The 24,601-nt window shown below is 69.6% G+C and carries 22 protein-coding genes, 5 tRNA genes and 1 pseudogene; 14 read left to right on the forward strand and 14 right to left on the reverse strand.

Annotated features, from left to right (window positions below; translation table 11 throughout):
• The 8 genes and pseudogenes from ACFYM2_RS30620 to ACFYM2_RS30655 all read right to left on the reverse strand — a co-directional run.
• A pseudogene (locus tag ACFYM2_RS30620) lies at positions 1–76 on the reverse strand (ATP-binding protein); the annotation flags it as partial.
• Positions 57–638, reverse strand: a complete 582-nt coding sequence (locus ACFYM2_RS30625) for a DUF742 domain-containing protein (RefSeq protein ID WP_359000433.1) — start codon at positions 636–638, stop codon at positions 57–59. The gene ACFYM2_RS30625 and the pseudogene ACFYM2_RS30620, both read right to left, overlap by 20 nt.
• 111 nt (positions 639–749) lie before the next feature.
• Positions 750–1,163, reverse strand: a complete 414-nt coding sequence (locus tag ACFYM2_RS30630; protein WP_056644956.1) for a roadblock/LC7 domain-containing protein — start codon at positions 1,161–1,163, stop codon at positions 750–752.
• Positions 1,164–1,173: 10 nt separating this feature from the next.
• Positions 1,174–4,392, reverse strand: coding sequence for a nitrate- and nitrite sensing domain-containing protein (locus ACFYM2_RS30635; RefSeq protein WP_388840758.1), 3,219 nt, complete (start codon positions 4,390–4,392; stop codon positions 1,174–1,176).
• Positions 4,393–4,757: 365 nt separating this feature from the next.
• Complete coding sequence (locus tag ACFYM2_RS30640; RefSeq protein ID WP_100577621.1) at positions 4,758–5,339, reverse strand: ATP/GTP-binding protein; 582 nt, start codon at positions 5,337–5,339, stop codon at positions 4,758–4,760.
• Positions 5,320–5,727, reverse strand: a complete 408-nt coding sequence (locus tag ACFYM2_RS30645; protein ID WP_350232870.1) for a DUF742 domain-containing protein — start codon at positions 5,725–5,727, stop codon at positions 5,320–5,322. The genes ACFYM2_RS30640 and ACFYM2_RS30645 overlap by 20 nt, the downstream gene beginning before the upstream one ends.
• Before the next feature lie 178 nt (positions 5,728–5,905).
• Positions 5,906–6,319, reverse strand: coding sequence for a roadblock/LC7 domain-containing protein (locus tag ACFYM2_RS30650; RefSeq protein WP_100577622.1), 414 nt, complete (start codon positions 6,317–6,319; stop codon positions 5,906–5,908).
• Positions 6,320–6,328: 9 nt separating this feature from the next.
• Positions 6,329–10,126, reverse strand: a complete 3,798-nt coding sequence (locus ACFYM2_RS30655) for a nitrate- and nitrite sensing domain-containing protein (protein ID WP_388840761.1) — start codon at positions 10,124–10,126, stop codon at positions 6,329–6,331.
• 579 nt (positions 10,127–10,705) lie between these two features.
• On the opposite strand from ACFYM2_RS30655, the gene ACFYM2_RS30660 reads away from it, so the two are divergent.
• From ACFYM2_RS30660 to gltX, 3 genes are all read left to right on the forward strand, one after another.
• On the forward strand, positions 10,706–10,912 hold the full coding sequence (locus ACFYM2_RS30660) for a hypothetical protein (RefSeq protein ID WP_359000420.1): 207 nt from the start codon (positions 10,706–10,708) through the stop codon (positions 10,910–10,912).
• Positions 10,913–11,222: 310 nt separating this feature from the next.
• Complete coding sequence (locus ACFYM2_RS30665) at positions 11,223–11,999, forward strand: fumarylacetoacetate hydrolase family protein (protein ID WP_350232873.1); 777 nt, start codon at positions 11,223–11,225, stop codon at positions 11,997–11,999.
• Positions 11,992–13,476 (forward strand): glutamate--tRNA ligase, encoded by a 1,485-nt coding sequence (gltX, locus tag ACFYM2_RS30670; protein WP_388840764.1) that lies wholly within the window; start codon positions 11,992–11,994, stop codon positions 13,474–13,476. The genes ACFYM2_RS30665 and gltX overlap by 8 nt, the downstream gene beginning before the upstream one ends.
• 67 nt (positions 13,477–13,543) lie before the next feature.
• Here the strand turns inward: gltX and ACFYM2_RS30675 are convergent, their stop codons facing one another.
• The 5 genes from ACFYM2_RS30675 to ACFYM2_RS30695 all read right to left on the reverse strand — a co-directional run bounded on the left by ACFYM2_RS30675 (position 13,544) and on the right by ACFYM2_RS30695 (position 17,837).
• Positions 13,544–14,209: a contact-dependent growth inhibition system immunity protein gene (locus ACFYM2_RS30675; protein WP_359000414.1), complete on the reverse strand. Its 666-nt coding sequence runs from the start codon at positions 14,207–14,209 to the stop codon at positions 13,544–13,546.
• Positions 14,210–14,218: 9 nt separating this feature from the next.
• Positions 14,219–14,524: an RNase A-like domain-containing protein gene (locus ACFYM2_RS30680; protein WP_388840768.1), complete on the reverse strand. Its 306-nt coding sequence runs from the start codon at positions 14,522–14,524 to the stop codon at positions 14,219–14,221.
• Positions 14,525–15,215: 691 nt separating this feature from the next.
• A complete protein-coding gene (locus ACFYM2_RS30685; RefSeq protein WP_388840771.1) occupies positions 15,216–16,913 on the reverse strand; it encodes an RNase A-like domain-containing protein in 1,698 nt (565 codons plus the stop codon).
• 209 nt (positions 16,914–17,122) lie between these two features.
• Complete coding sequence (locus ACFYM2_RS30690) at positions 17,123–17,422, reverse strand: WXG100 family type VII secretion target (protein WP_350232879.1); 300 nt, start codon at positions 17,420–17,422, stop codon at positions 17,123–17,125.
• 28 nt (positions 17,423–17,450) lie between these two features.
• On the reverse strand, positions 17,451–17,837 hold the full coding sequence (locus ACFYM2_RS30695; protein ID WP_359000402.1) for a WXG100 family type VII secretion target: 387 nt from the start codon (positions 17,835–17,837) through the stop codon (positions 17,451–17,453).
• Between the two features lie 244 nt (positions 17,838–18,081).
• Here ACFYM2_RS30695 and ACFYM2_RS30700 point away from each other — a divergent pair, with 244 nt between their 5' ends.
• The 7 genes from ACFYM2_RS30700 to ACFYM2_RS30730 all read left to right on the forward strand — a co-directional run bounded on the left by ACFYM2_RS30700 (position 18,082) and on the right by ACFYM2_RS30730 (position 20,161).
• Positions 18,082–18,762 carry a DUF4241 domain-containing protein gene (locus ACFYM2_RS30700; RefSeq protein WP_359000399.1) on the forward strand — a complete coding sequence of 227 codons (681 nt, stop codon included), beginning with the start codon at positions 18,082–18,084 and terminating at the stop codon, positions 18,760–18,762.
• Between the two features lie 77 nt (positions 18,763–18,839).
• The gene (locus tag ACFYM2_RS30705; RefSeq protein WP_388840774.1) at positions 18,840–19,559 is read left to right on the forward strand and encodes an HAD family hydrolase; all 720 of its coding nucleotides are present in this window, start codon (positions 18,840–18,842) and stop codon (positions 19,557–19,559) included.
• Positions 19,560–19,647: 88 nt separating this feature from the next.
• Positions 19,648–19,719, forward strand: a tRNA-Gln gene (locus ACFYM2_RS30710).
• A 22-nt stretch (positions 19,720–19,741) separates the two neighbouring features.
• Positions 19,742–19,814: transfer RNA gene (locus tag ACFYM2_RS30715), tRNA-Glu, on the forward strand.
• Between the two features lie 61 nt (positions 19,815–19,875).
• Positions 19,876–19,948, forward strand: a tRNA-Glu gene (locus ACFYM2_RS30720).
• A 16-nt stretch (positions 19,949–19,964) separates the two neighbouring features.
• A tRNA-Gln gene (locus ACFYM2_RS30725) sits at positions 19,965–20,036 on the forward strand.
• Positions 20,037–20,088: 52 nt separating this feature from the next.
• Positions 20,089–20,161, forward strand: a tRNA-Glu gene (locus ACFYM2_RS30730).
• Positions 20,162–20,367: 206 nt separating this feature from the next.
• Here the strand turns inward: ACFYM2_RS30730 and ndgR are convergent.
• Positions 20,368–21,084 carry an IclR family transcriptional regulator NdgR gene (ndgR, locus tag ACFYM2_RS30735; protein ID WP_350232883.1) on the reverse strand — a complete coding sequence of 239 codons (717 nt, stop codon included), beginning with the start codon at positions 21,082–21,084 and terminating at the stop codon, positions 20,368–20,370.
• Positions 21,085–21,257: 173 nt separating this feature from the next.
• On the opposite strand from ndgR, the gene leuC reads away from it, so the two are divergent.
• The 4 genes from leuC (at position 21,258) to ACFYM2_RS30755 (ending at position 24,552) form a co-directional block, all read left to right on the forward strand.
• Positions 21,258–22,682: a 3-isopropylmalate dehydratase large subunit gene (leuC, locus tag ACFYM2_RS30740; RefSeq protein ID WP_388459429.1), complete on the forward strand. Its 1,425-nt coding sequence runs from the start codon at positions 21,258–21,260 to the stop codon at positions 22,680–22,682.
• A 5-nt stretch (positions 22,683–22,687) separates the two neighbouring features.
• Positions 22,688–23,281, forward strand: a complete 594-nt coding sequence (gene leuD / locus ACFYM2_RS30745; RefSeq protein ID WP_350232885.1) for a 3-isopropylmalate dehydratase small subunit — start codon at positions 22,688–22,690, stop codon at positions 23,279–23,281.
• 239 nt (positions 23,282–23,520) lie between these two features.
• Positions 23,521–23,748: a hypothetical protein gene (locus ACFYM2_RS30750; protein WP_359000387.1), complete on the forward strand. Its 228-nt coding sequence runs from the start codon at positions 23,521–23,523 to the stop codon at positions 23,746–23,748.
• A 144-nt stretch (positions 23,749–23,892) separates the two neighbouring features.
• Entirely contained in the window at positions 23,893–24,552 is a 660-nt protein-coding gene (locus ACFYM2_RS30755; RefSeq protein ID WP_359000385.1) for an HU family DNA-binding protein, read from the forward strand.
• Positions 24,553–24,601 lie beyond the last annotated feature (49 nt).

Here is a 24,601-nt window from a genome sequence, read left to right on the forward strand (position 1 = left end):
CGAAGCCGCCCGCCACCACGATCTTCGCCGACGTGGTGGAACGGGCGGCACCGCCGCTAGAGCTTGCGAAGTCCACTGAGCACCCTTTCGAGCAGTGTCACGTCTGGCTGTCCGCCCGCGGACTCGTCGCCGCCGGGCTGATGGATGGCGACAAGTCCGGCCTCCGCCAGGTCGGCGACGAGGATCCGGGCAACGCCGAGGGGAATGGTGAGGAGTGCGGAGATCTCGGCGACCGACTTGATCTCGCGGCACAGGTGGCAGATCCGCTGGTGCTCGGGCAACTGCCCTTGCAGCCTGGCCGGTTCCGCCGTGGTGTGCACCAGCGCCTCGATGGCGAGCTGGTAGCGCGGCCGGGTGCGGCCGCCGGTCATGGCGTACGGGCGCACCAGAGGGTTGTGCGCGCCGCCCGCCGGGGAAGGCTGGGGAGTCGGCCTCGGCTGCACCGTGTCGATCCGGGGCTGCGGCGGCTGGTCATAGGGGCCGGGGCGGCGGTTCGGCTGCTGGTAGGGCTGCTGGTACTGGCCCTGGCCCTGACCGTGTCTGCCCGGCGCGGGCGGGTAGTTGAAGCGGTTCTGGCCGTGCTCACCCGGAGACTGCTGTCCACCGCTGTAGGGGTGCCCGCCTGGGGGTGTTGTCACGTTTCCTCCTCCGACTACCGGTGCCCGTCCCATGGGGGCCGCGCCACCGCACTTTATGGTGCGGTGGCGAGAAACGCACGGCCTGTCTGCTGATTGAGAACTGATCGGTAACTAGTTAAGAAGGCTTCCCTGAAGCTCCGCGCGGAGGTCGGGGGTCAGCACGGTTCCGGCCCGGTCCACGAGCAGCGCCATCTCGTATCCCACCAGGCCGATGTCGGCCTCGGGGTGGGCGAGGACGGCGAGGGAGGAACCGTCGGAGACCGACATGATGAAGAGGAAGCCGCGCTCCATCTCCACCACCGTCTGGTTGACGGCGCCGCCCTCGAAGATCCGGGAGGCACCCGCGGTGAGGGAGGTCAGACCGGAGGCCACGGCCGCCAGCTGATCGGCCCGGTCCCGGGGGAAGCCTTCGGACATGGCGAGCAGGAGTCCGTCGGCGGAGACCACCACCGTGTGGGACACCCCGGGGGTGTTGTCCACGAAGTTGGTGATCAACCAGTTCAGATTCTGCGCCGCCTGGCTCATCGGGCTCACACTAACGCTCCTGGTTGTAGGTGTTACTTGTGTCCGACCCCGCGTTACGGCCCTGCTGGACGCCGCGGCGCAGGTTGCTCAACCTGCCGCGCACGTCCTCCGGAGCGCGGGAGACCTGAGGGCCGCCCTGCGGGGTCTGCTCGGCCGCGCCCTCGACCAGATTGGCCTTGGGCACCCGCCGGGGGAGACCGGAAGGAGTGACCCCGCCGGCCTTGGGCTCACGCAGCTTCTCGGCCCGCGTCCAGCGCTCGTCGTTGGTCGAACGCCAGTCGTCGGCCGGCCCGTCCGGCGTCTCGCTCTGTTCCTGCCGGGGCTCGGCCGGCCAGTCCTGCTGGCTGCCGCGCCGGGGCAGACCGGCGTCGGTCAGCTCGTGGGCGGTGGTCGGGGTGGCGCCCGGACGGTCGAAGCCTACGCGGTCCGCGGCGCCCTCGGGAACGCCCCGGCTCTCCCCGGCGGATTCCGCTTCCGGTGAGAAGGGGGCCGCGTAGGGCTCCTGGTAGGCGTTCGCCTGCGGCCAGTCGTCCTGCGGGGCCTGGGCGGCGTAGGGATCCTCGTAGGAGCCCTGGCCGGCCGTCTGGTCCCGGTAGGAGCCTTCCGCATAGCCGGACTCCCGGTAGTCGCCCTGGGGCGCGTAGGAGTCCGGGGCGTAGGCGCCGGTGTGTTCGGGGGTGTGCTGGTTCTGGTACGAGCCCTGGTACGAGCCGTCGTAGCCGGGCGCCGCCTGGCTGTCGTAGGAGCCCTCGTAGGGCTGCTCCTGCCCGGCGTAGCCCTGCTGGCTGTCGTAGGAGCCGTCGTAGGCCTGGCCCTGCTGGGGCTCGACCTCGTCCCGGTACAGCGGGCGCTCGCCGCCCTGCGCCTGGGCCTCAAGGGCCGCGCGGCGCTCCTCGCGCATCAACGAGCGGTTGACCGGGTCGAGTTCGCGGGGCTCGGCCTCGCCGGACTCGTACCGCGAATCGTCGAAGCCGAGCTCGGCGGCCGTGCGCATCGGGGCGGGCGAGGACTCGTACGGCTGCTGCTGTTGCTGCTCGGGGATGATCGAGGACACCGTGAAGTCGTCCCCCGCCGGCGCGCTCTCGCCGCCGCCACCATGGGTGATCGGGTCGGGGAGCATGACGAGCGAGGTGGTGCCGGCCTGCTCGCCCGAGGGGCGCAGCTGGACACGGATGCCGTGCCGGTCGGCGAGGCGGCCGACCACGAACAGGCCCATGCGCTGGGAGACTTCGGCGTCCACGGCCGGCGGGTTGGCGAGCCGGTGGTTGATGTCCGCGAAGTCCTCGGCGGTCAGGCCGATGCCCTTGTCGTGGATCTCGACCATGACGCGGCCGTCGGGCAGCCGGGTCGCGGTGACGCGGACCTTGGTCTGCGGGGAGGAGAACGTGGTGGCGTTCTCCAGGAGCTCGGCCAGCAGGTGCACGAGGTCGGTCACGGCGCGGCCGTGGATCTCCGCCTCCGGCACCCCGGACAGTTCGATGCGCTCGTAGGACTCCACCTCGGATGAGGCCGCGCGCAGCACGTCGACCAGCGGGACCGGCTGGTCCCAGCGCCGGCCCGGCTCCTCGCCTGCCAGAACCAGCAGGTTCTCGCCGTTGCGGCGCATACGGGTCGCCAGGTGGTCGAGCCGGAACAGGCTCTCCAGCTGGTCCGGGTCGGCCTCGTTGTTCTCCAGGTCGGTGATGAGGGTCAGCTGGCCCTCGATCAGGGACTGGTTGCGGCGCGAGAGGTTGGTGAAGATCGCGTTGACGTTGCCCCGCAGCAGGGCCTGCTCGGCGGCGAGCCGGACGGCCTCACGGTGCACCTGGTCGAAGGCGCGGGCCACCTCGCCGATCTCGTCCGTGGAGTCGATCGGTATCGGCTCGACCCGGGTGTCGACCCGGCCGGGTTCGGTGCGCGAGAGCTGGTCGACGAGCATCGGCAGGCGCTGCTCGGCCACGTCGAAGGCGGCGGTGCGCAGCCTGCGCATCGACCGGCTCATCTGGCGGGCCACCATGCCGGCCAGGATGAAGGCGGCGAGCAGCGAGACCACGACGATCGCGCCGTTGATGTAGGCGGTGGTCTTGGCGTCGTCCGCGATCTGGCCGGCCTCGGTCACGGCCCGGGTGACCAGGTCGTCCTCGACCGTGGTGTAGCCGTCGAACTTCGAGGTGGCGGCGGCCATCCAGGACTCGGGGGTGATGCCCTGCGCCTTGAGCGTCTTGAGGCTCGCCGCGTTCTGCGCCCCGCCGATGGCGGCGGCCATGCCGTTGTAGATCGAGCCGTCGGCCGCCGGCGCCGCACCGATGTGCGGGCCGTTGTCGGCCTCCTGCTTGGCGCCCGGGAACTCGCCGGCGACCTTGGCCGCCTGCTGCGTCATGACGTCCTTCAGCTTCTGGCTGTCGGCGTCCGTGCCACCCGCGTCGAACTCGCCGAGCGCGATGAACTCCAGGTAGTTGTACGAGTTGAACGCCTTGACCTGGAGCTGGAAGGCCTTCGGGTCGTCACTGGGCCGCAGCAGCAGGTGCATGCCGATGGAACGCTGGAGCGACTCGGCGGACTTGGCGAGGTCGACCGCGTACACCATGCGGCCGTAGCTGGTGATGTTGCCGGTGCCCAGACCGAGCTCGTTGGAGAACGTGCTCAGGTAGTGCGGGACCGCGGTGTAGCCCTCTTCGGTCAGCACCGGGTTCTTCGCCTCGACGCCCTTGGCGTAGGCGGTCTTGCGCAGGTCGTCGAGGGTCTTCTCGGCCTCGCGGACCTTGGCCAGACGGCGCTTGAGGCTCGGGGTGCTCGGCATGCCCTGGACGGCCTGGTCGAACTTGGCGCGGGCCGCGTCGGAGGCGGCGTACGCCTTGCTGACCACGTCGCTGTCGCGCTGGTTCTCAAGCAGCGGCTGGGCGGTGAGGTCACGCTCGTTGAGCAGGGCCTGGCCGTAGTCGGACGCCGCGCGCACGATGGTGGCGACCTTCTCGGCGTTGCGGGCGTCGCGCCAGGTGGCTATGGACCCGTTCACCTCGAAGCCGCCCATGACGAGGCCGACGAGCACGGGGATGAGCAGGATCGCGTTCAGCCGGGTGGCGACGCGCCAGTTGCGCGGCGAGAAGCGGCTGCTGCTGCCCGGGGTCTTCGTGTCCTTGCCGGAATCCTGGGTGGAGGTCCCGGGCGCCGGTGCCGCCGCCGCGCGCTCGGGCGGGGTGAAGTTGCCCCGCGCCTGCTGCGTCGCGGAGCTCGTCCTGCTTCGCTTCACTCGACCAACAACCTCTCGGAGCCGGCACCAGGGTGGCGTGCCGCTTTGTGTTTCAGAGCCGTACTTCTCGGGGCCGTACCAGCCGTACTACTCGGGAGTTCGTCGAATTCCAGCACGTGCGACGGCTGCCATCCAAACGTCTGGAATCTCAGGTTCCGAGTGGCCAAGGCCTCAGATAAAACGGGCATAAAGAACGAGCCCCGCCAAATGGCGGGGCTGGCGTGTGCGCAGTGACACCGGATGAACGCGGCGGGTTGCGGTGACACGAGAATTCTCTGTCGAAACGTTATGAACGCGGGGGCGGATCGTGTCAAAGGACACAGTCCGCCCCCGTTTCGTCTACGACAACTGCCGTAGGGCACTACCTACTTGAGGCGTGCCATGAGGGCGTGTTCGACGAGGGTGATGAGGGCGCTCTTGGCGTCGGCGCGGTGGCGGGCGTCGGTGACGATGATGGGGGTGTCGGGGCCGATCTGGAGTGCTTCGCGTACTTCGTCGGGGGTGTAGGGCTGGTGTCCGTCGAAGCCGTTGAGGGCGATGACGAAGGGGAGTCCTGAGTTCTCGAAGTAGTCCACGGCGGGGAAGCAGTCGGCGAGGCGGCGGGTGTCGACGAGGACGACGGCGCCGATGGCGCCGCGGACGAGGTCGTCCCACATGAACCAGAAGCGGTCCTGGCCGGGGGTGCCGAAGAGGTACAGGATCAGGTCCTGGTCCAGGGTGATGCGGCCGAAGTCCATGGCGACGGTGGTGGTGGTCTTGTCGCCGGTGTGGGTGAGGTCGTCGATGCCCGCGCTGGCGGACGTCATCACGGCTTCGGTGCGCAGGGGGTTGATCTCCGAGACCGCGCCGACGAACGTGGTCTTGCCCACGCCGAAGCCGCCCGCCACCACGATCTTCGCCGACGTGGTGGAACGGGCGGCACCGCCGCTAGAGCTTGCGAAGTCCACTGAGCACCCTTTCGAGCAGCGTTACGTCCGGCGTGCCGCCGGTCTCTCCATTGCCGGGCTGGTGGATCGCCACCATGCCGGCCTCCGCGAGGTCGGCCACCAGGATCCGGGCGACACCCAGCGGCATCTGCAACAGCGCCGAGACCTCCGCCACCGACTTGACCTCACGGCACAGGTGGCAGATCCGCTGGTGCTCGGGAAGAAGCGTGGCGAGGTGCGCCGGGTCGGCTGTGGTGCTGACCAGCGCCTCGATGGCGAGCTGGTAGCGCGGCCTGGTCCGGCCACCGGTCATGGCGTACGGACGGACCAGCGGCTGGTCGCCTTCACTGTCGTACGCCGCGTCGTGCAGCGCGCCGTACGAATCGTGTGAGGCGGATGGCGGGGTCATTGGTTCCTCCGGGCGGGGACAGCAAGGCATCTGCAAGCCGTCTGGCAGGGCCGGTGGGGGGAAGTGGTGCGGCCTGGACGGATGTTCTGCGTCGTGCGGGAGCCGTACGCGCCGGAGGGGGCGGCGCCTCGGCTCCCGACCCCCGGCCTCGCGAGCGGCTCGGCCGGGGGATTTGCGGTCAGTGGAGCAGGCTGCCCTGGAGCTCGGCGCGCAGGTCCGGAGTGAGGACACTGCCCGCGCGGTCGACCAGGAGAGCCATCTCGTAGCCCACCAGGCCGATGTCGCACTCCGGGTGCGCCAGTACGGCCAGGGAGGAACCGTCGGACACGGACATCAGGAAGAGGAAGCCACGCTCCATCTCCACCACGGTCTGGGCGACGCTGCCACCCTCGAAGATCCGGGAGGCCCCGGCGGTCAGCGAGGTCAGACCGGACGCCACGGCGGCCAGCTGGTCGGCGCGGTCGCGCGGGAAACCTTCGGACATGGCGAGGAGCAGGCCGTCGGCGGAGACCACCACTGTGTGGGACACCCCTGGGGTGTTGTCCACGAAGTTGGTGATCAACCAGTTCAGGTTCTGTGCCGCCTGGCTCATCGGACTCAACTAACGCTCCTGCTGGTGAGTGGGGTCCACGTGGAAGCTGCCGGTCGAGCCGTTGTTGGCCTGCCGGCCCTGCTGGATGCCCCGGCGGAGATTGGTCAGCCGGCCGCGCACGTCGTCGGGCGCCCGGGAGACCTGGGGTCCTGCCTGGTGGTTCTGCTGTTGTGCGGTGCCCGGCACCAGGTTGGCGCGCGGGACCCGCTTGGGAAGACCGGACGTGGTGATGCCGCCGGCGGCGGGCTTGCGGGCCCGCTCCGCCTGGCGCACCAGGTCGTCGTTGGGCGAACTGCGCCAGGCGCCGGTGCCGTTGGCCGTGGCGCCCGAGCCGTTCGTGCCGTCGGCGCCGCTCTCACGGACCGGACGGCGCTCGGGCAGGGGCTGCTGCGGCGCCTGCTGCGACGGCGCGGCGCTCTCCTGCGGCCGGCCGCCCTGCTGGGCCTGCTGCTGGAACCAGTTGGTCTCCAGCGTGTCGTACAGCGGGGTGCGCCCGTCACCGGCGCCGGCCGGCGGCAGCGCCTCGGGTCCCGGCTGCGCGGGCAGGCTTCCCACCGGCTGGTGCGGGGCGCCGAAGTCGTTGCCGTCGTCGCGCCGGCGCGGGGCGCCCTGACCGAAGGCTTGTCCCTGCTGCGCCTCTTGCTGCGCCTCTTGCTGCGGCGTCTGCTGCTGGTACTGCTGCGGCTGCGCGGGCTGCGGCGCGGGCGGGCGCGGCGCGTTGAAGCCGGGCCGGGCGTACTGACCGGTGTTCGACGGGCCCTGGAGGTCGTCGGCGCCGGGACGCCCGTACTGACCGGCGTCACCACCCTGGCCGGGACGCGTGTACTGGCCGGTGTCGGACGGGTCCTGGCCGGGCCGGGCGTACTGGCCGGTGTCCGAGGGGTCGCCGAAGCCGTTGTAGGAGCCGGGGCGCTCGAACTGGCCGGTCGCGGCGGGACCCTGCGGGGCGGGCGCGCCGAACACGTCGGGCCGGACGAACTGGCCGGTGCCCGATGACTGGTCCTGCTGCGAGCCCGGCGGGGGGCCGTCGAAGTCGGGCCTGGCGAACTCGGCGGTGGCGCCGGGACCCTGGTGGTCGTCGAGCGCGGGGCGGGGGTACTGGCCCGTGTGCTGCTCCGGCTCCTCGTGGCCACGCGGGGTGTCGAGGGCCGAGGACGGGTCGCTGCCCCAGCTCGCGGCCTGCGGCCGGACCGGCTGCGGGCCCTGCGGGTTGCCACCGGGCAGCTCGGCGCGCGGGGCGCCGGGCGGCGGGGTGATGGGACGGTCGCCCCGGCGCGGGGCGGCCGGGGGAGTGGCCGGGCCGGCGCCGAAAGCGGACTGCTGGTTCTGCTGGGGGGCCTGGCCCTGCCCGGGCCGGCCCTGCTGCGGGCCGCCGTCGCGGGGCGGCAGCGCGGCGCGCGGACCCGGGGCGCCCGCGACCTGGCCGCGCGGGGCGCCCGCGCCGAGCCGGCTGCCGGAGCCGCCGTTGGCGCTGCCGAGCGGGCCCGCGGCGAGACCGGCACGCGAGGGCGGACCGCCCGCGAGACCGGGACGGCCGCCCTGGCCCGCCGGTGCCTGCGGCTGGCCGGCACCCGGCTTGCCGGGCATCTTCTTGCCGCCCTGGGCGACATCGACGGGCAGCATGACGAGCGCGGTGGTGCCACCGGAGTCGGAGGGGCGCAGCTGGATGCGGATGCCGTGTCGCAGGGACAGGCGGCCGACCACGAACAGACCCATGCGGCGCGAGACCGAGACGTCCACGGTGGGCGGCGACGCAAGCCGCTCGTTGATCGCGGCAAGGTCCTCGGGGGAGAGGCCGATGCCGGTGTCGTGGATCTCGACCAGCACGCGGCCGTCGGGCAGCGCGTGACCGGTGACGCGCACCTTGGTCTGCGGCGAGGAGAACGAGGTCGCGTTCTCAAGGAGCTCGGCGAGCAGGTGCACGAGGTCGTTGACCACGCGTCCGGCGACCTCGGTCGCGGGCACGGCGGCCAGCTCGATGCGCTCGTACTGCTCCACCTCGGACGCGGCGGCGCGCAGCACGTCGACCAGCGGGACCGGGCGCGTCCAGCGCCGGCCCGGCTCCTCACCGGCGAGGACGAGGAGGTTTTCGCCGTTACGGCGCATACGGGTCGCGAGGTGGTCCAGCTTGAACAGCGAGGACAGCTGGTCGGGGTCGGCCTCGCGGGACTCCAGCTCGGAGATGAGCGAGAGCTGACGTTGGATGAGACCCTGCGAGCGGCGCGAGAGGTTGGTGAACATCGCGTTGACGTTGCCTCGCAGCAGGGCCTGCTCGGCGGCGAGGCGGACCGCCTCGCGGTGCACGTCGTCGAAGGCCGCGGCCACCTTGCCGATCTCGTCGCGCGAGTGCACGCCGACCGACTCCACGGACGTGTCGACGTCCTGCGGGTCGGACTCGGAGAGCTGCTTGACGAGCTCGGGCAGACGGTCCTGGGCGACCCGCGTCGCGGTGTCCTGGAGGCGGCGCAGCGAGCGGATCATGGAGCGGGCCACGATGAACGCGCCGACCAGCGAGACGCCGAGGACGACGAGGATCAGCACACCGTTGAGGATCGCGTCGCGCTGCGAGGAGTCGCGCAGCTCGCGCGCCTTCTGCTCCATCTCACCGAGCAGCGTCTGCTCGATGGTCTTCATCTGGTTGATCTTGTTGGAGTCCTGGTCGTACCAGTCCAGGTAGGAGCGCCGCTGCTCCTGGGCCATCGCGCCGGTGTTCTTGAGCACGTGCTGGGAGTAGGCGTTGGCCGCGGTGATCTCCGCGTTGCCCTTGTCCAGCGGGGCCATCAGCACGGTGGCGTTGCCGCCGTTGGCCTCGTACACGTTCTGGAACGAGGCGAGGGCCTGGCGCTCGCCGTCCTGGGCGGCCTTGGCGTAGAGGCGGTCGGGCTCCAGGAGGTTGCCGGCCTTGTCCTTGGTGGCGGGCAGCGCGGCGGCGATGATCGCGCGCTGCACGGAGGCGTACTCCTTGGCGGAGGAGAACGCCGCGAGCGCACGGGTCCGCTTGATCATCTCCGGGTTGGAGGTGGCCTGTGCCATGTCCTGGGAGAGGCTGAGCAGACCGCGGATGAGACGGCTGTAGGACTCGACCGTCTGGGAGTCGGTGGAGCCGTCCTTGTAGGCGGTCTTGCGGATGCTCTCCAGGTCCTGGAGCTGGATGGCGATGTTGGTGACGTTGCGCCGGATCGACTCCAGGGCGTCGTCGTTCTCCGTGCCGCTGATGTCCTGGGTCGTGTTGATGAACGACTTCTTGACCAGGTCGGTGGCCGAACGGTCGGTCTGGACGCGGGCGTCGGAGGTCCCGGTGGAGAGCGGGCCCGCGGAGTCGTCGCGCTCGGTCTGGAGCGCGGCGGCCAGCTCGGTGGCCTGCTTGGTCATGTCGGTGAGCAGCTGCATGTGGTCGAGCTGCTGCATGTCGTTCATCGACTGGTTGATGCGCAGACCGCCCAGGGTGGTCGCGGCGACCACGGGCAGGGCGAGCAGGGCGACCAGACGCGTCGAGATGCGCCAGTTGCGCAGGGCTATTCGGGAGCCGGTGTCGACCGGTCCCGTCGCCTTGCGTTCGCCGCCCTGCTGGTCGTCACCGGACGCGCCGGAGGGACCGGAGGCGCCGGGGGAGCCGGACGCGCCGGAAGGCCCGCTGGTGCGCGCCGTCCGACCGTTCGCCTCGCCGGCCGGTGAGGCGGATGGATTCTCGGGGCCCCGGGGGTTCTGGGCGTGCTGGGGCGAGGAACTGGCTGTCTTGGAACCAGTCCCACCCTGCGGCTCCTGCTCCGCCGCAGCGCTGCCATCCCTCTTGAAACGTCCCTGCACTAGCGTCGCAACCTCTGGACCAGGCGTCCCTCCGCACAGGCGGATGGGACGGTGTCGGCGTCATGGGGGCACTGCGCGCCCCCTGGGTGGTCTGAGTGACCGGCGCTTGTCCTGCTCCCCCTCCCGCCGCTCACCCGGCGCTGCGTTGCGCCCCTGCGCGCCGGTCAGTGACCCGCGGCGGTGCGTGGAATTCCAGCACAGTGCCGGATCTCCAACAAGGCCCGCGCCCCGCACCGTGACGTGAGTGACACATTGTGAGTATCGCGTCACAACACGTAGAAAGTGATCGCGGAGGAAACGGACTTTTGCTTACGAGTCGCTTACGGGTGGGGGGTGTCCCAGTCGCGATGATCAGGAGCGGAATGAGCGCTTCAATACCGTAATGTCCGTTCCGGGAAGGGTAATTGACGGACCTTTATATCCCTTTTGTGGCTTCATTCGTGAGCAAACTCACATGTTGATCGCCGTCTCTACGGCCCTTTGCCGGGAATTCGAATGTTTAGCCTGACGCTTTACAGGGATAGCCACACCGACCACCGGCGCCCCGGGGTGCCCGAAACGACAGGGTTCGCAGCAGAGATGAAGACGACGATGATCATCCGGAACATAGCCAACCCGCGCCGCACCACTCTCGCCCACCTCGCGGACGCCGAGGAGCTTCAGCGGGCGGCCCAGCCGGAGCACACCGTCGACCTGCCGGCCCAGACGGCCAACCCGCGCCGCACCATCTTGATGACGGCCCCCGTCACGCCCACCCCCGCCGAGCCCACGCCCGTAGCGGGCTGACCCTGCGCGGTCCGCGCCCGTAGCGGGCTCCGGCGTCCCCGCCCGATGCGCGCCCCGCAGCGGGCTCCGGCCTCCTCCGCTTGACGCTCGTCCAGTAGCGAACCCAGGGCCCCGCCTGACGCGTCCCTGGCAGTGGGCCGGGCCCGCACATCGCGTGTCCAGCGGCCGGGCGCCCGTGGCGCGCGCCCCTCGGCCCTCGCCGGTCGCGCCGCCGCCCGCACCCGCACAGCCGGTGTCCCCGTCCGCGTTAGCCTGGAGCGTCAGACACCGGCCAGTACCAGACACAGCGAAGTGAGGGGCGACAGCACTCGTGCGCATCGCCAGGTTCTCCATCGACGGCAATGTCGCCTTCGGGGCTGTCGAGGGCGACAGCCCCGACAGCCTCGTGCTCGACATCATCAAGGGCATCCCGTACGCGGACTTCGAACTCTCGGGCACGAAAGTCCCGCTGAGCAAGGTCCGTCTCCTGCCGCCCGTGCTCCCCAACAAGGTCGTGGCCATCGGCCGCAACTACGCGGAACACGCCAAGGAGCTCGGCAACGAGGTCCCGGACGTGCCGGTCGCCTTCTTCAAGCCGACCACCTCGGTCATCGGCTCCGGCGACTCCATCGAGTACCCCTCCTTCTCCAACGAGCTGCACCACGAGGCCGAGCTCGCCGTCGTCATCGGCCGCATGTGCCGCGAGGTCCCGCGCGAGCGCGTCAAGGACGTCATCTTCGGCTACACCTGCGCCAACGACGTCACCGCCCGCGACGTGCAGCAGCGCGAGAAGCAGTGGGCCCGGGCCAAGGGCTTCGACACCTCCTGCCCGCTCGGCCCATGGGTGGAGACCGACCTGGACCCGAGCGACCTCGCCATCCAGGCCACCGTCAACGGCGAACAGCGCCAGCTCGGGCGTACGGCCGACATGGTCCGCTCCATCGAGGACCTGGTCGTCCACATCACCGAGGCCATGACGCTGCTTCCCGGCGACGTCATCCTCACCGGCACCCCGGCCGGGGTCGGCCCCCTCAACGTCGGCGACGAGGTCGCCGTCACCATCGAAGGCATCGGCACTCTCACCAACAGGGTGATCAAGCGTGGCTAACCCCCTGGACGCGGACGTCCGCGTTCGTTTCTGTCCCTCCCCGACCGGCAACCCGCACGTGGGCCTGGTCCGCACCGCCCTGTTCAACTGGGCCTTCGCCCGGCACCACGGCGGCACGCTCGTCTTCCGCATCGAGGACACCGACGCGGCGCGCGACAGCGAGGAGTCGTACAACCAGCTCCTCGACTCCATGCGCTGGCTCGGCTTCGACTGGGACGAGGGCCCCGAGATCGGCGGCCCGCACGCGCCCTACCGCCAGTCGCAGCGCATGGACATCTACCGGGACGTCGCCGAGAAGCTGCTCGCCGGGGGCTACGCGTACAACTGCTACTGCACCACCGAGGAGCTGGACGCCCGCCGCGAGGCCGCCCGCGCCGCCGGCAGGCCCTCCGGCTACGACGGCCACTGCCGCGATTTGAGCGCCGAGCAGAAGCAGGCGTACGAGGCCGAGGGCCGCAGCCACGTCGTGCGCTTCCGGATGCCCGACGAGGCCACCACCTTCACGGACCTGGTCCGCGGCGAGATCACCGTCCAGGCGGAGAACGTCACCGACTACGGCATCGTCCGCGCGAACGGCGCCCCGCTGTACACGCTGGTCAACCCGGTCGACGACGCCCTGATGGAGATCACCCACGTCCTGCGCGGCGAGGACCTGCTCTCCTCGACCCCGCGTCAGATCGCGCTCTACAAGGCGCTGATCGAGCTGGGCATCGCCAAGGAGATCCCCGCTTTCGGCCACCTGCCGTACGTGATGGGTGAGGGCAACAAGAAGCTCTCCAAGCGCGACCCGCAGGCGTCCCTGAACGTCTACCGCGACCGTGGCTTCCTCCCCGAGGGCCTGCTCAACTACCTCTCCCTCCTGGGCTGGTCGTTCTCCGCGGACCAGGACGTCTTCTCGATCCAGGACATGGTCGCGAAGTTCGACATCGCCGACGTGAACGCCAACCCGGCCCGCTTCGACCTGAAGAAGGCCGAGTCCATCAACGCGGACCACATCCGCATGCTGGACGAGAAGGCGTTCGCGGCGGCCTGCGAGCCGTGGCTGCGCGCCCCGCACGCCAACTGGGCCCCGGAGTCCTTCGACGAGCGGGCCTGGCAGGCGATCGCGCCGCACGCCCAGACCCGGGTGACGGTCCTCTCCGACATCACGGCCAATGTCGACTTCCTCTTCCGTGACGAGCCGGTCGAGGACGAGGCGTCCTGGGCCAAGGCGATGAAGGAGGGCTCGGACGCGCTGCTGCGCACGGCCCGCGAGAAGCTGGAGTCGGCGGACTGGACGTCGCCGGAGTCCCTGAAGAACGCGGTCCTCGCCGCCGGCGAGCAGCACGGCCTGAAGCTCGGCAAGGCCCAGGCCCCGGTCCGCGTGGCGGTCACCGGCCGCACGGTCGGCCTCCCGCTCTTCGAGTCCCTGGAGATCCTGGGCAAGGAGAAGACCCTGGCGCGGATCGACACGGCCCTGACGAAGCTGACGGCGTAACCGCAGCGGCAGTACGCGAACGAGGGGCGGCAGCCGGCTGGCTGCCGCCCCTCGGTTCTGCGCGGATTCAGACGGCGCGGCGCCCGGCCAGCCGGTCGGCGAGGAGGATGAGCCACGCGCCGGGGGAGTAGGGCGCCGGTGGGTCCACCTCCATGCCCAACTCCGCGACGGCCAGGGCGTATTGGGATTCGTCCAGGTCCAGGGCGGCCAGCTCGTGCAGCTCCCCGATGACGCCGGCGACGAGTGAGGGATCCGTGCTGTCCCGGTAGTCCCGGATCGCGGCATCGTGATCGTCGAACTCGTCCGGCATGTCCTGGGAGAACCAGCCGCCGAGCAACTGACCGAGCTCGGGGAAGCGGGCGTGCCACTCCCAGTGCGTGCCGGGAGGGGCGGGGCGCGGCGCCTCCCCCTGTTCGATGCTGCGCCTGAGGTGGTCGGCGAGGACGGTGAGCCAGCCCTGGATCTCCGCGTCGTCGAGCCCCACGTCCGGTACGGGGTAGAACTCCCCGAGCCGCTGCCTCAGGCGGCCCGGCGGGTGCTGGGCGTACTCCCGCAGCTGGCTCTCGGCGGTGGCCAGTGCCCAGGGGCGGGTGTGCCAGGTGTGGCGGATGTACGCGTCCAGCGCGGCGCTGCGCCGCTCGGGGGTGTCGTCGGCGGGCTGCCCGAGACAGGCGCGCATGACCTGGTCCAACTCGCCGTAGTCGCGGTCGTGTCGCAGGGGCTTCAGGGACATCGGGCGGCCTCAGAGGTGGATCGGGAAGGTGGCGTGCACAGCGAAACCGTGCGGGCTGGACTCGCTGCGCCGCAGCACGACCCGGGCCGCGCGGACGTCCACGGCCCCGCGCCCGGCCAGCATCATCCCCTGAATCAGCACCCTCCCGACGGCCTCCTCCCGCGAGGGCCAGGCCGCCTCGACGGTGAGCCGCGCACGCGTCGACCGCGCAAGCCACCGGTGGATGACCTGCTCATTACACGTGACCACCTGCTGGGTCGCCCACTGGGCGGTCTCCCGGTCGGGGTAGGTGGCGGCGCGGTTCGAGGTAGGCATTACACGCTCCGAACGTCTTCTCCTTGGATGCGTCCGCGTCCGTTGCGACGGAGACCATCCATTCATGTGCAGGACATTAGATGGGGTTGAATCTCCAGAAGACACCGACCTCGGTGGGAGAAACGGCGACCAGCCCGTAATCCGCCGTAAATGCGGTAAAAGGAACCCATCCAGGACCGGCGGCACTCGCCGAAAGATCTGGGGACTTAGTCCCTCGAGCCGGAGTGATGTTTGTGTAGCATACGAATTCCGGGGCGAATCGGGACAAGATGGTTTCTGCCGCTGCGAGTGCTCTGTCTGGCCCCCCTTGTCTTCCCAGAGCAACGGTGACCCGACACCAGTCGTCCGTGAAGGCGACAAGGAGACGCGTCGCGGTAGCGATGTCGACCTCATGGAGGCGAGCGGCGATCTCTTCATTGGTCACGGGTGTGAAAGGGAATGCTGCGCCGGATGGCTGCGCCGGAGCCTCGTGGTCCCGATCCCAGTCCTGATTCGTCCAGCCTCGCGGATCCCGGACCGCCCTTCGCATGATCATCGACGTATCTACAGTCCAAGCCGTTCCGAGGCGTGGTCCCACTGCGATGAATACGTATTCGTCCTCGTACAGGGCTCGAAGGGCATCGGCCCACGATTGTTCGTTCACTGAGTGCATGAGGCAATTCCCGAGCGTGAGTGCCGGCCGTTTCGATGGTCATACGGAGGGCATGGATGTGAGCACGGTGAAGGGCGGATTCAGGTTCGGATCATAACGGAGGACCGTTCTGGTTTTCCGTGTCTCCAAGGCCCTCGCGGACAGCCCGTGGTCCCTGAACCCCGTCTGCTGCTCGCCGGGTACAGGCTGTTTGGTGACGGAGCGTCCGGTGACCCGGTTGTCCGGGGCGATACTTTCGAAGGCTTCCTTGTCGCCGTCAGCGGGTGGCCTCGAAAGCCACGCCTGGATTTCGGCTGACTTTTGGTCCAGATTGTTCTGGGTGAACTCCTGAGCCTCCGCGGCGTTCTTGAAGGAGGAGGCGCCCCCGATGCTCGGCCTTCCGAATCGCCAGGTATCGGTGGCTGGCCCTCCTTGATCTCGAAGCCTCTGGGCAAGCTGGCTGTCGCTCTTGCCTACATGTTTGTCGAGAGTGTGGCCTCCATGCAAGAACTCCTCGGATGCGAGGTTTAGGGGGAACGTATGGCGTGCCATGGAACCCGGCTCTGTCCAGCCGTGGTCTTCTCTGAATTCCTCGAGGGCCCGGCTGCCGACACTCTCCGCCCTTGCCTCCTCGGCGGCGAAAAGAGGGACGCTCAAGAAAGCCTCATCGAGCGGACCCAGGAGAGCGTTAAGGGAATGGGCCAGCTCGGAGATGGTCACGTTGTACGTATCCACAGCCCGGTCCAAACGGCCCGTGTCCAAGTTGTTGATGAATTCGACGGCGAGCTCGAACACCCCTCCTCCGAGCACGGTTTCCAGGATGTCACCGAAATCGTTGACCTTGATCGTCTTGTACGCGGACTCCCGGTACACGTCCGTGAGGACCGAGCGCGCCGTGGCCACCGCGGCGCCGAACCGGGTACACGCGTCCGCCAGCGCGCGAGCGGTTTCCTCCAGGACGCCCAGGACCGGTTTCTGGCCGGCGGAATGGTTCCACCTCTGGCCTTCGCGGTCCTTGCCCCACGCCGTCGTCCCCCAGATGCTGCCGCAGAACTGCTTCATCGCGTCCTGCCACTCGCTGTGCCCGGACGCCGGGTTGGTGATGTAGGCGATGGCCCCGTCGAAGGCGTCGCCGGCCGCTACGGCGTCCTTGGCGGCGGCGGTCCAGGCGGCCGCGATCTTTGGCAGAGCGAGATCGTCACCGCCCGGCGTGATGTCCGCGACCTTGCCGTGCCGCAGCGCGTCCCGCAGGACCGGCAACAGGACATCCTGTGCGAACGAGCCGGCCACCGCCAGCACATCGCTGATGATCCGGTCACCGAAAGCGTCCCGCGAGCCATGGCCCCAGCCCAGCTCGGCGACCGGCCAGTACGGGGACGAGGTCTGGATCACATCCGGTTCGGGCGTGAGACGGAGAGCCGGAGCCAGCTTGGGGTCGGAGTGGTACTCGGCCCGCACGTAGTTGTTGGCCGTGACCGTCAGACCGACCGCGGCGCCGCCGACTCCGACGACCGCTCTGGCCCACACCTCTGTGAAGCGCTTCGAGACCGTCGCATAGACCGCCGCGAAAGCCTCGGGCCCGCTGCCGCGCCCACCGGCGTGAGCGTGCTCGTCGAGCAAGGACAGCAGACGGACGGGGCCCTCGGAGAAGTCGTACTGCTGATTTCGCAGAAGGTACGACGTGTAGTAGAGGTGCGGCGGGCTGACGTCGAATCCGTTGCCGGGGTCCGGCGGCGCGGCGGGCTTGAGTGCCGCCACCTCCCCGGCCCGCCGTCGACGTGCCGACCCCGTGTCCTCGCGGGAGATGTCGTTGCCCTGCGGGTCCTTGAGGGAACCGGGCGAAGGCGAAGGAGTGGGGCGCGCGCTGCTCGGCGGCGTCGGGCCCGCCCCCGTGGGAGGCAGCGGGGTGGTCGATGGTGAGGGCGTGGTGGAGGGGGAAGGCGACGGGGACGGGGACGGCGGGGTCATCAGAGCGCGCCCCAGCCCCTCAACACGGCCCGGTGGGCGGCCGCGTAGTTCGCGTGGCCCGTGGTGACGACCTCGTGGAGCCAGGCCTGGCGGGCCTGGAGGTCCCGCATGTCCCGGTCCCAGCGGTCGAGTTCGTCGATGAACGCCTCCCGGGCCTCCCCGTGCCAGGTGAGGACGGTCTTCTCCGTGCGGTCGTACAGGGTGCCCAGGTTCTCGTTGAGCCGCTTGTAAACGTCTTCCAGCTCGCCCGCGAGATGGCGCAGCGCCGCGAAGTCGACGGATATGTGGTCGTCGGACATGGTGGTACGGCCCCCCCCGGGTACGGATTTACAGGTTGTCCAGACTGCTGCGCGGAGTGCCCGGCGGCGCTCGCAGAGCGTCGGCCTCGTGCTCGACGTCGACGTGCGACTGGACTTTGCGCAGGGACGCCAGAACCTCGAGTTCTCGCTGGGTGAACCCGTCGCGACTCATCAGGACCGCTTCCTGGACCACCCGCAAGGTCTCGCGGATGCGCACGGCGTCCTTGGCGGCGCCCCGGTGCAGATCGCGGTAGGCGGAGCCCGTCGCGCCCCGCCAGCCGGCCTGGATCCGGTCGACGATGCCGTCCATCCGACGGACCTGGTCGTCCAGGTGCCGCCGCATGTCCTCGAGGTCGCGGGCCAGTTCCGTCAGGCCGTCGTCGTCCGGCGTCCTGAGATCCGGTGTGCCCTGCATGCCGCCCCGCCCCCCGTGGCTCCCGACCCCGCGCGCTTCCCCCTGCGCGCTTGACCCCGCGCGCTTGTCCCTGCCCGGCGACCCTAGCAACGCGCCGCCGGGCCAAGGAAGTTGCGTCCCGGACACCAGGCGCCCCAGTCGTCGTCACATCCGGCTTCGTTGTCAGTGGCCCGAGTTATGTTCTTCGGGCAGGGCGGACAACCCGCTGTGCGCCGCCCCGTCACGCCGCCTCCCGGGAGACCTCATGCCCATGCCCGCCCCCGACTTCTCCTGGCACTTCACTCCGGGCAACACGTTCACCGAGGAGTCGGGGACCACCGGCACGCTCGCGGTTGTCCCCGGTGGGGAGTTGTGGCTGCACACCGGGCGGGTCATCGCCTGTGATCCGTTCGTCGCGCTCGGGGCGGGGGAGGCCGAGCCGTTCACGGCGGAGGTGGCGCCGGGGCGCTACCGGGTGGAGGCGGCCGTGGCGACGCTCGTGCGGGAGGGGGAGCCCGAGGCGGAGGGCCCGCATCTGCGGGTCGCCGCCGCGCGGCTCGTCATCAAGGACGCCCCCGCCGTGACGTGGGAGCTCGCGCTCCAGGCCGGGCAGGACCTCGCCGAGCTGGATGAGGACGAGTTCTTCGGCTACGGGGTCGACGCCGGCACCGGATGTTTCTACGACGCGGCATCCGACGGATCATTCCCCGACTGCGTGGGCGACGAGGGCCCGCTGTGGGACGCCTTCGACACCGTTCCGCCCACGCCCGGCCCCCACACCGTGACCGACCCGGCCACCGGCCACAACCTGATCGCCTTCACCTCCGGCTGGGGTGACGGCGTCTACCCCACCTGGATAGGGCGCGACGAAGCGGGCGCGGTCACCTGCTTCGTCACCGACTTCTTCGTCGTCCCCGCCGAGGCCCTGCCCCCGCTCACCCCCTGACCCGGCGCGCCCCGCGCTCGTACCCGCATATGCCACAAGGGTGTCCGCCGGCCGGACGCCGGACCTAAGCTCAAGGCATGGCCATCCGCGCCGTCCTCTGGGACATCGACGACACGATCTTCGATTACGCCGCTGCCTCCCGCTCCGGGATGCGGGCCCACCTGGACATCGAGGGGCTGCCCCGCGCCTACGCGACCCTGGACGCGGCGCTGGATGCCTGGGACGAGCTCACCGCCCGGCACTGGGCGCGGTTCGCCGCGGGGGAGACCGACTGGCACGGGCAGCGGCGCGACCGGGTGCGGTCGTTCCTGGACGACGAGGTGAGCGACGAGAGCGCCGACGCCTGGTTCGACCGCCACATCGCGCATTACGAGGCCGCGTGGAGCCTCTTCCCCGACACCCTGCCCGTGCTCGACGTGCTCGCCGTGGACTACCGGCACGCCGTCCTGTCCAACTCCTCCCTGCGCAACCAGGAGCGCAAACTGCGGATCCTGGGTGTGCGGGACCGGTTCGAGGCGCTGCTGTGCGCCGCCGAACTCGGCGTCGCCAAGCCGCACCCCGACGCCTTCCTCGCCGGATGCGCGGTGCTGGGGCTGCCGCCCGAGGAGGTCGTCTACGTGGGCGATCAGCCGGACATCGACGCGCGCGGCGCGGTCGAGGCGGGGCTCAAGGCGGTCTGGCTGGATCGGGCCGGCGCGGGCGGACGCCCCGAGCTCGTCCGCATCACGGGACTCGGCCAGCTCCCCGACCTCCTGCGGCGCGATACCCGTTTTGGAGCGCCGGACACCTTCGGGTAATGTTCTTCCTGCGCCGAGGGGAGCGGGAGAAAAGCCCCGAACCGAAAGCGCAAGCCAAACAGAACTCCCGGTGGGAGTTGCGTTTTGGTGGGCTATGGTGTAATTGGCAGCACGACGGTTTCTGGTTCCGTTAGTCTAGGTTCGAGTCCTGGTAGCCCAGCTCGCAGAGCTTTATCTGCAAGGCCCCCGTTGTGTAGCGGCCTAGCACGCCGCCCTCTCAAGGCGGTAGCGCCGGTTCGAATCCGGTCGGGGGTACAGATCCTTCCCGTGGGATCATCAGGGTCGCACCCGGTGAACTCGACGCAGGATCGCTAGGGCCCCCGTTGTGTAGCGGCCTAGCACGCCGCCCTCTCAAGGCGGTAGCGCCGGTTCGAATCCGGTCGGGGGTACTGGTCTAAACCACCATGGGCTATGGTGTAATTGGCAACACTACGGTTTCTGGTACCGTCATTCTAGGTTCGAGTCCTGGTAGCCCAGCGGGTCATGTCAAGATCCTGGATCTTCTTCGAAGGTCCGAAAACGCAGGTAGGCCCCCGTTGTGTAGCGGCCTAGCACGCCGCCCTCTCAAGGCGGTAGCGCCGGTTCGAATCCGGTCGGGGGTACGCACAGAGAAAAGGCCCTTCGCATCTTGCGGAGGGCCTTTTCGTCTGCCCTCGCATCCCCTCAGTCCTCGCACCCCCCTCGGCCTTCGCAGCCCCCTGCGCCCTCGCAACCCCCCTTCCTCCAGGCCGGGTTGAGCGCCCCCGGACACACCTCCGGCCCACCGCTGCGGCGTTGAAGCGGTGAGCCGGTAAGTGGCAGTAGGGACTCAGCCGTTGCGGCGCAGCGCCTCCGACAGGCGGGCGGCCGCGTCGATGATCGCCTGGGCGTGCATCCGGCCCGGGTGCCGGGTCAGGCGCTCGATGGGTCCTGAGACCGACACGGCGGCCACCACCCGGTTCGATGGGCCGCGCACCGGCGCCGACACCGAGGCCACGCCCGGCTCGCGCTCGCCGATCGACTGCGCCCAGCCCCTGCGCCGTACCCCGGAGAGCGCCGTCGCCGTGAAGCGGGCGCCCTGGAGGCCCCGGTGCAGGCGCTCCGGCTCCTCCCAGGCCATCAGGATCTGGGCGGACGAGCCGGCCTTCATGGTCAGCGTGGAGCCGACCGGCACGGTGTCGCGCAGACCCGAAAGCCGCTCGGCGGCCGCCACGCAGATGCGCATGTCGCCCTGGCGCCGGTAGAGCTGGGCGCTCTCGCCCGTCACATCGCGCAGATGCGTCAGGACCGGCCCGGCCGTGGCCAGCAGGCGGTCCTCGCCGGCCGCCGCGGCGAGCTCGGCGAGGCGCGGGCCGAGGATGAAACGGCCCTGCATGTCCCGAGCCACTATCCGGTGGTGTTCCAGTGCCACGGCGAGGCGGTGTGCCGTGGGTCGTGCGAGCCCTGTGGCCGCGACCAGACCTGCGAGGGTGGCCGGACCGGACTCCAGAGCGCTCAAGACAAGGGCAGCCTTGTCCAGAACGCCGACGCCGCTAGAGTTGTCCATGCAACGATATTCCCGTCTCACTCTGTGAAACGCAAGTTCAATTTTCTCCGGAAGTCGTCAAGCTGTACTGGTGATCCGTACAACGGATCGCGGCCTTTGTCCGAGGTGCGCGGTACGGACGGGGCAACCGATCTCTATTAGTGCCGGCGACGACGCCGGGCGGAGGGAAGGCGATGGCCAGGACACTCGCGGAGAAGGTCTGGGACGACCATGTCGTCAGGCGCGCCGAGGGCGAGCCGGACCTGCTCTTCATCGATCTGCACCTGCTGCACGAGGTGACCAGCCCGCAGGCCTTCGACGGGCTGCGCAAGAACGGCCGCCGGGTGCGGCGCCTCGATCTCACCATCGCCACCGAGGACCACAACACCCCCACCCTCGACATCGACAAGCCGATCGCGGACCCGGTCTCCCGGGTCCAGCTGGAGACGCTGCGCAAGAACTGCGCCGAGTTCGGGGTGCGTCTGCACCCGCTCGGCGATGTCGAGCAGGGCGTTGTCCACGTGGTGGGACCGCAGCTGGGACTGACCCAGCCCGGCACCACCGTGGTCTGCGGCGACTCGCACACCTCCACCCACGGTGCCTTCGGCGCGCTGGCGTTCGGCATCGGCACCAGCCAGGTCGAGCACGTGCTGGCCACCCAGACGCTGCCGCTGGCCCCGTTCAAGACGATGGCCATCACGGTCGACGGCGAACTGCCCGACGGCGTCACCGCCAAGGACCTCATCCTCGCCATCATCGCGAGGATCGGCACCGGCGGCGGCCAGGGCTACGTCCTGGAATACCGCGGCTCCGCCATCGAGAAGCTGTCGATGGAAGCCCGCATGACCATCTGCAACATGTCGATCGAGGCCGGCGCCCGCGCGGGCATGATCGCCCCCGACGAGACCACCTTCGACTACCTGAAGGGGCGGCCGCACGCCCCCGAGGGCGAGGAGTGGGACGCGGCGGTCGCGTACTGGAAGACCCTGAAGACGGACGAGGGCGCGGTCTTCGACGCCGAGGTCGTCATCAAGGCCGACGAACTCGCCCCGTTCGTCACCTGGGGCACCAATCCCGGTCAGGGCGCGCCGCTGTCCGCCAACGTCCCCGACCCGGCTTCGTACGAGGACGCTTCGGAGCGCCTGGCGGCCGAAAAGGCCCTGGAATACATGGGGTTGACCGCCGGGCAGCCGCTGCGCGAGATCGGTGTCGACACCGTCTTCGTAGGTTCGTGCACCAACGGCCGCATCGAGGACCTGCGCAACGCGGCGGCCGTCATCGAGGGCCGCAAAGTCGCCGACGGCGTACGGATGCTGGTCGTCCCGGGCTCCGTGCGCGTCGCGCTCCAGGCCATGGACGAGGGTCTGGACAAGGTGTTCACGGCCGCAGGCGCCGAATGGCGGCACGCGGGCTGTTCGATGTGCCTGGGCATGAACCCCGACCAGCTGGCCCCCGGCGAGCGCTCCGCCTCCACCTCCAACCGCAACTTCGAGGGCCGGCAGGGCAAGGGCGGCCGCACCCACCTGGTTTCGCCCCAGGTCGCCGCCGCCACCGCGGTCCTGGGCCATCTGGGCTCGCCCGCCGACCTGTCCGACGTCCGCATCCCCGTGGAGGCCTGAGAACCATGGAAGCTTTCACCACGCACACCGGCCGGGCCGTGCCACTGCGCCGCTCCAACGTCGACACCGACCAGATCATCCCGGCCCACTGGCTGAAGAAGGTCACCCGCGACGGCTTCGAGGACGGGCTCTTCGAGGCCTGGCGCAAGGACGCGGAGTTCATCCTGAACAAGCCCGAGCGCGCGGGCGCCACGGTTTTGGTGGCGGGCCCCGACTTCGGCACCGGCTCCTCGCGCGAGCACGCCGTGTGGGCGCTCCAGAACTACGGCTTCAAAACAGTCATCTCGTCCCGCTTCGCCGACATCTTCCGCGGCAACTCGCTGAAGAACGGACTGCTCACCGTTGTTCTGGACCAGCCGACGGTCGACGCCCTGTTGGCTCTGACCGAACGTGACCCGAGCGCCGAAATCACCGTTGACCTGCGGGATCGCCAGGTTCGCGCGGAAGGCGTCACGGCCGGGTTCGAACTCGACGAGAACGCCCGCTGGCGGCTCCTGAACGGCCTGGACGACATCTCGATCACGCTCCAGAACGAGCCCGACATCGCCGCCTACGAGGCCCGCCGGCCCGCCTTCAAGCCGAGCACGATCCAGGCCTGATCCGCCTATTGACCCCCCTTCGGCTGCATCGCGCCCCCTGATTTCCGGACCGGTTTCCGGGCAGGGGGCGCGTCGCGTTTTGGGTAACAGGGGTGACGTCAACTAGCCTTGCGGCCAGGGCAGATGGCCGGATACCCACTTGCGCGACCGAGGGATCGTACGGAAGCGCAGAAGTCGCTGGATTCGCTCAGTTGCCCCCGCCGGAGGTGACAACTCGCCTCAGATGGCACAATCGACGCATGGAACGCGACAGCCAACTCGAGCTCTACAGGCTGGTGGCGGACCAACTCAAAGAAGCGCACACAAGGGTGCGTGAACTGCAAGTCCCGGAGGGCGTACGGATGGCGCTGTCCCGGAAGCTGCTGGTCATAACAGCGGCTGCCAAACACGATCTCGCCGATGCGGCAAGACGTCTGGACCGGTTGATGAAGGACCTCGACGAGGGCCGATTCCCCGAAGGCGACTGAGCCGTAAGGAACTCGGCGAGAGCCGACTTCGTTGCGGCACTAGGGTGATTAGCCCGTTTCGTGTTTGATTTGCGGTATATATCTGCCTAACGTGCGAAAAGGCCTGGACGCTTTCGCTCAGGCAATGTCTCCGAAGGGGAAGACGTGAACAAGGCGCAGCTCGTAGAAGCGATTGCCGACAAGGTCGGCGGCCGTCAGCAGGCCGCGGACGCGGTGGACGCGGTGCTGGACGCGATCGTCCGTGCGGTCGTCGCCGGCGACCGCGTCTCGGTCACCGGTTTCGGCTCATTCGAGAAGGTCGACCGCCCGGCCCGGTACGCCCGCAACCCGCAGACGGGTGAGCGCGTACGGGTCAAGAAGACCTCGGTGCCGCGCTTCCGCGCGGGCCAGGGCTTCAAGGACCTCGTCGCGGGCTCCAAGAAGCTCCCGAAGAACGACGTGGCCGTCAAGAAGGCGCCCAAGGGCAGCCTCTCGGGTGGTACTTCCACCCGCAGCACGGTCAAGAAGGCCGCGGCCAAGAAGGCCACCACCGCCAAGAAGGCCACGGCGAAGAAGGCCACGCCCGCCAAGACCACCGCGGCCAAGACCACGGCGGCCAAGAAGACCACCGCGAAGAAGGCCACCGCCAAGACGGCGACGGCCACGGCCAAGAAGGCGGCCCCCACCAAGAAGGCCACCACCGCCAAGAAGGCCACGGCGAAGAAGACCGCGCCGGCCAAGAAGGCCGTCGCCAAGAAGGCGCCCGCGAAGAAGACCACGGCGCGCAAGACCACCGCCAAGAAGACGACCGCTCGCAAGAAGTAGTCACCAGCGGCAAGGCTCAAGCGCCGGGCCGGGCTCCCCTCGGGGAGAC

Origin of the sequence: Streptomyces sp. NPDC006711, from assembly GCF_042869775.1 — a bacterium.
Taxonomy (GTDB): domain Bacteria; phylum Actinomycetota; class Actinomycetes; order Streptomycetales; family Streptomycetaceae; genus Streptomyces.